Raw genomic sequence first — 6,018 nt, forward strand, 5'->3', positions numbered from 1 at the left:
TCTCCCCCCCCAAACCCGGAATGGGATTTTTGCGGGGGTGGGGGGTGCTGGGTTTGTTATTTACTGCAGAGCCCGGGGTTTGGGGGGGGGGGCGTACACCCGGCGCCCCGCCCTCCACTGTGCGGAGCAAGAACACCGGGTGACGTCCGGGAGAATGTTCCGCAGCCATCAACCAAGGAGACCTACGAATGCTCTGGTACATCGGACGCCGGCTGCTGCAGGTGATCCCCGTGTTCCTCGGCGCCACGCTGTTGCTGTACGGGCTGGTGTTCCTGCGCCCCGGCGATCCCGTGGCCGCGCTGGGCGGCGAACGTGGCCTGTCCCCAGCTGCCGAGCTCGCCATCCGCGAGGCGTACCACCTGGATCAGCCGTTCTTCATGCAGTACCTCTACTTCCTCAAGGGTGTCTTCACCTTCGACATGGGCGTCACGTTCACCGGCCGCCCGGTCGTCGAAGTGATCGCCCAGGCTTTCCCGGTGACCTTCCAGCTCGCCCTCATGGCGATCGTCATCGAGACGGTCTTCGGCATCGGCTTCGGTCTCTGGGCCGGCGTCCGCAAGGGCAAGCTGTTCGACTCGACCGTCCTCCTCTGGAGCCTGGTGCTCATCTCGGTGCCGACGTTCGTGATCGGCTTCGTGATGCAGGCCGTCGTGGGCGTGCAGCTCGGCTGGCTGCCGATCACCGCCGGCCGTGACCCTGATTTCATCAGCCTGCTGATGCCCGCGATCGTGCTCGCCACGACATCCTTCGCCTACATCCTTCGACTGACACGGACGTCGGTCGTCGAGAACATCACGGCGGACTTCGTGCGGACCGCCCGGGCCAAGGGCCTGCCCCGGGACAAGGTGATGTCGCGCCACGTGCTGCGCAACTCGCTGATCCCGGTGGTCACCTTCATCGGCATCGACCTGGGCAACCTCATGGCCGGCTCGATCGTCACCGAGGGCATCTTCAACATCAACGGTGTCGGCGGAACCCTCTACCAGGCGATCATCCGCGGCGAGAACGTGACGGTGGTGTCGCTGGCCACGGTGCTCGTCATCGTCTACATCTTCGCCAACCTGCTCGTGGACGTGTTCTACGCCGTCCTGGACCCGAGGATCCGTTATGCCTGAGAACCGCTACGAGAAGACTCCCCGCCCGGGGCAGGAGCACTTCGTCGCGCCCCCGGAAGAGGTCAAGGTCGGCGTGATCGACGCCGTCGACACGTCCGAGGCACCGCGCAGCCTCTGGTCCGAGGCCTGGCGGGACATGCGTCACCGGGCACTGTTCTGGGTGTCGGCGGCGCTGATCGTGTTCGTCGTCCTCATGGCGGTGTTCCCGGGGCTGTTCACCTCGACCAGCCCCACGGAGTGCCACCTGGAGGACTCGCTGGGCGGGCCCACCGCCGGGCACATCTTCGGGTTCGACAAGCAGGGCTGCGACATCTACGCCCGCGCCGTCTACGGGGCGCGCGCGTCGGTCACGGTGGGCATCCTGTCCACGCTGTTCGTCGTGGTGATCGGCACCCTCATCGGTGCGATCGCCGGCTACTTCGGCGGCCTGGTCGACACGCTCCTGTCGCGGTTCACCGACATCTTCTTCGCCGTGCCGTTCGTGCTCGCCGCGATCGTCATCATGAGCCTGCTGGACGACCGGAACGCGGTCGTGGTCGCGATCGTGCTGGCGGTGTTCGGGTGGACGTCCATCGCCCGGATCACGCGCGGTGCGGTGCTCGGTGTGAAGAACAACGAGTTCGTCACCGCCGCCAAGGCGCTGGGCATGGGCCGGGGCGCGATCCTCGGCAAGCACGTGCTGCCCAACTCGGCCGCGCCGATCATCGTCTACGCGACGGTCGCGCTCGGTACGTTCATCGTCGCGGAGGCCACGCTGAGCTTCCTCGGCATCGGTCTGCCGACGTCGACCGTCTCCTGGGGCGGCGACCTCGCCAAGGCCCAGACGTCGATCCGGGTCGCCCCGGAGATCATGATCTACCCGGCGACCGCGCTCGCGCTGACCGTGCTGAGCTTCATCATGATGGGCGACGTCGTGCGCGACGCCCTCGACCCGAAGGCGAGGAAGCGATGACCACCACGATCACCCTCACCGACGGGACCACCGAGGACGCCCCGGTGCCCGTCGAGAAGCACGACGACACCACGCCGCTGCTCGAGATCAAGGACCTGCAGATCTCGTTCACCACGGCCGCCGGCACCGTGGAGGCCGTCCGCGGCGTGGACCTCACGGTCTACCCCGGGCAGTCCGTGGCGATCGTGGGCGAGTCGGGTTCCGGCAAGTCCACGACGGCGCACGCGATCATCGACCTGCTGCCGGGCACCGGCAAGGTGACCGGCGGGTCCATCTCGTTCGGCGGTCGCGAGCTCGTCGGACTGGGGCGCAAGCAGGTCGAGGACCTGCGCGGCCGGGAGATCGGCCTGGTGCCCCAGGACCCGATGTCCAACCTGAACCCGGTGTGGCGCATCGGCGCGCAGATCGACGAGGCGCTGGTGGCCAACGGCTTCCAGGGCGGCAAGGCGGAGCGCACCGCGCGCGTCGCCGAGCTGCTCAGCGAGGCCGGCCTGCCCGACGCGGACCGGCGTGCGCGCCAGTTCCCGCACGAGTTCTCGGGCGGCATGCGCCAGCGCGCGCTCATCGCGATCGGCCTGGCCTCGCGGCCCAAGCTGCTCATCGCGGACGAGCCGACGTCGGCCCTCGACGTCACGGTCCAGAAGAAGATCCTGGACCACCTCGAAGGGCTGACGGCGGAGCTCGGCACGGCCGTCCTGTTCATCACGCACGACCTGGGCCTGGCCGCCGAGCGCGCCGAGCACCTCATCGTGATGTACAAGGGGCGCGTCGTGGAGTCCGGCCCGGCGGCGCAGATCCTCAAGGACCCGCAGCACGAGTACACCAAGCGGCTCGTGTCCTCGGCCCCGTCGCTGGCCTCCCGCCGCATCCAGTCCGCGCACGAGCGCGGGCAGGAGGCGGACGACCTGCTCGCCGAGCACGCCGACGAGGCGGAGACGACGGCGCCCGACGTCGTCGTGGCGAAGGACCTGACCAAGGTGTTCCACATCCGTGGCTCCCGGCCGGGCTCGCACACCGACTTCACCGCGGTGGACGGCATCAACTTCGCGCTGCCCAAGGGTCACACCCTGGCGCTGGTGGGCGAGTCGGGCTCCGGCAAGTCGACGGCGGCCAACATGGTGCTGGGACTGCTCGACCCGACGTCGGGCAGCGTCCTGTACGACGGCAAGGACGTCTCGAAGATGTCCGCGAAGGAGCAGTTCTCGCTGCGCCGTCGGGTGCAGCCGGTGTTCCAGAACCCGTACGGGTCGCTGGACCCGACGTACTCGATCTTCCGCTCGATCGAGGAGCCGCTCGTCCTGCACAAGGTGGGCGACCGCAAGTCCCGCGAGCTGCGGGTGCGCGAGCTGCTCGACATGGTGTCGCTGCCGCAGGCGGCGATGCGCCGGTTCCCGAACGAGCTGTCGGGCGGGCAGCGGCAGCGCATCGCGATCGCGCGTGCGCTGGCGCTCAAGCCCGAGGTGCTCGTGCTCGACGAGGCCGTCTCGGCGCTCGACGTGCTGGTCCAGGCGCAGATCCTGACGCTGCTCAACGACCTGCAGGCCGAGCTGGGGCTGTCCTTCCTGTTCATCACGCACGACCTGGCCGTGGTCCGGCAGATCGCCGACCTGGTGGCCGTGATGAAGGACGGCAGCATCGTGGAGCACGCGACCACCGACGAGGTGTTCGACAACCCGCAGCAGGAGTACACGCGTGACCTCCTGGCGGCGATCCCGGGCGCGAGCCTGGAGATCGGCGGCTGATCCCGCTCCTCCCACGCACGTGTCAGACGCTCAGGTCACCCCGGTGACCTGAGCGTCTGACGCGTTCCGGGGGGTGTGCACCGCATCCGGGGGTGTTCACCGCACAGTGACACGGTCGACACCTGGGGATTTCGATTCGCGGGTAAGATGGGTGGTGCTGCGAGACCGGTCCCCTTCGGACCAGAGTCCGCGCCCCTGACCTCCCTTCTGGAAATGAGTGCTTCGTGACCGTGCCTGCAACCGCGCCGACCTCGGCCCGTGCGACCCGTTCCGACCTGCGTAACGTCGCGATCGTGGCGCACGTCGACCACGGCAAGACCACGCTCGTGGACGCCATGCTCAGGCAGTCCGGATCCTTCGGCGCCCGTCAGCACCTCGAGGACCGCGTCATGGACTCGGGTGACCTGGAGCGCGAGAAGGGCATCACGATCCTCGCCAAGAACACCGCGATCCGGTACTCCGGTCCCGCGGCGGCGGCGAACGGTGAGGCCGACGGCATCACCATCAACGTCATCGACACCCCGGGCCACGCCGACTTCGGCGGCGAGGTCGAGCGCGGCCTGTCGATGGTCGACGGCGTCGTGCTGCTCGTCGACGCGTCCGAGGGCCCGCTGCCCCAGACGCGCTTCGTGCTGCGCAAGGCCCTGGCCGCGAAGCTGCCCGTCATCGTCGTCGTGAACAAGGTCGACCGCCCCGACGCCCGCATCACCGAGGTGGTCGCCGAGACCACCGACCTGCTGCTCGGCCTCGCCGGTGACCTCTCGGACGAGGTCGAGGACCTCGACCTGGACGCCATCCTCGACGTGCCCGTCGTCTACGCGTCGGCCAAGGCCGGCCGCGCCTCCACCGACCAGCCCGCCGACGGCGGCCTGCCGGACAACGAGGACCTCGAGCCGCTGTTCGCGACCATCCTCGAGAAGATCCCGGCCCCGACGTACGAGGAGGGCGTGCCGCTGCAGGCGCACGTGACCAACCTCGACGCGTCGCCGTTCCTCGGCCGCCTCGCGCTGCTGCGCATCCACAACGGCACCCTGTCCAAGGGCCAGAGCGTCGCGTGGGCCCGTCATGACGGCACCCTGCAGAGCGTGAAGATCACCGAGCTGCTGGAGACCAAGGCGCTCGACCGCGTGCCGACCGACAAGGCCGGCCCCGGCGAGATCGTCGCCGTCGCGGGCATCGCCGACATCATGATCGGCGAGACCCTCACCGACATCGACGACCCGCGCCCGCTGCCGCTCATCACGGTCGACGACCCCGCGATCTCGATGACCATCGGCATCAACACCGCCCCGCTCGCGGGCAAGGGCGGCAAGGGCCACAAGGTCACCGCCCGCCAGGTGAAGGACCGCCTGGACGCCGAGCTCATCGGTAACGTCTCGCTCAAGGTGCTCCCGACCGAGCGTCCCGACGCCTGGGAGGTGCAGGGCCGTGGCGAGCTGGCCCTGGCCATCCTGGTCGAGCAGATGCGCCGCGAGGGCTTCGAGCTCACGGTCGGCAAGCCGCAGGTCGTCACGAAGCAGATCGACGGCAAGCTCCACGAGCCCATGGAGCGCATGACCATCGACGTGCCCGAGGAGTACCTCGGCGCCATCACGCAGCTCCTCGCGCAGCGCAAGGGCCGCATGGAGACCATGACGAACCACGGCACCGGCTGGGTCCGCATGGAGTTCATGGTCCCGGCGCGCGGCCTGATCGGCTTCCGCACCCAGTTCCTCACGGACACCCGCGGTACCGGTATCGCGGCGTCGATCTCCGAGGGCTACGAGCCCTGGAACGGCCCGATCGAGTCGCGGATGACGGGCTCGCTCGTCGCGGACCGCGCCGGCAAGGTGACGCCGTTCGCCATGATCAACCTGCAGGAGCGCGGCTCCTTCTTCGTGGACCCCACGCAGGAGGTGTACGAGGGCATGATCGTCGGCGAGAACTCGCGGAACGAGGACATGGACGTCAACATCACCAAGGAGAAGAAGCTGACGAACATGCGGTCCGCCACCGCTGACAACTTCGAGAACCTGATCCCGCCGCGCAAGCTCACGCTCGAGGAGTCGCTCGAGTTCGCGCAGGAGGACGAGTGCGTCGAGGTGACCCCCGAGGTCGTCCGCATCCGCAAGGTGATCCTGAACGCCACGGACCGCGCCCGCGCCACGGCTCGCGCCAAGCGCGGCTGACGCTCCCGCGTCGCTGAGTGCTGGATCTTCGCCCATGAACC

Annotated in this window: 4 protein-coding genes; all 4 read left to right on the plus strand. The window is 68.7% G+C overall.

Annotation, left to right across the window (positions count from 1 at the left end; translation table 11 throughout):
• Window positions 1-188 precede the first annotated feature (188 nt).
• The 4 genes from ACFWEJ_RS26360 (at window position 189) to typA (ending at window position 5,977) form a co-directional block, all read left to right on the plus strand.
• On the plus strand, window positions 189-1,115 hold the full coding sequence (locus ACFWEJ_RS26360; protein WP_377232136.1) for an ABC transporter permease: 927 nt from the start codon (window positions 189-191) through the stop codon (window positions 1,113-1,115).
• On the plus strand, window positions 1,108-2,067 hold the full coding sequence (locus tag ACFWEJ_RS26365) for an ABC transporter permease (RefSeq protein ID WP_377232137.1): 960 nt from the start codon (window positions 1,108-1,110) through the stop codon (window positions 2,065-2,067). The genes ACFWEJ_RS26360 and ACFWEJ_RS26365 overlap by 8 nt, the downstream gene beginning before the upstream one ends.
• The gene (locus ACFWEJ_RS26370) at window positions 2,064-3,809 is read left to right on the plus strand and encodes a dipeptide ABC transporter ATP-binding protein (RefSeq protein WP_377232138.1); all 1,746 of its coding nucleotides are present in this window, start codon (window positions 2,064-2,066) and stop codon (window positions 3,807-3,809) included. Before ACFWEJ_RS26365 ends, ACFWEJ_RS26370 begins: the two co-directional genes overlap by 4 nt.
• Before the next feature lie 224 nt (window positions 3,810-4,033).
• Window positions 4,034-5,977 carry a translational GTPase TypA gene (typA, locus tag ACFWEJ_RS26375; RefSeq protein WP_377232139.1) on the plus strand — a complete coding sequence of 648 codons (1,944 nt, stop codon included), beginning with the start codon at window positions 4,034-4,036 and terminating at the stop codon, window positions 5,975-5,977.
• Window positions 5,978-6,018: the final 41 nt, after the last annotated feature.

Origin of the sequence: Promicromonospora sp. NPDC060204, assembly GCF_042728455.1 — a bacterium.
Lineage (GTDB): Bacteria > Actinomycetota > Actinomycetes > Actinomycetales > Cellulomonadaceae > Promicromonospora.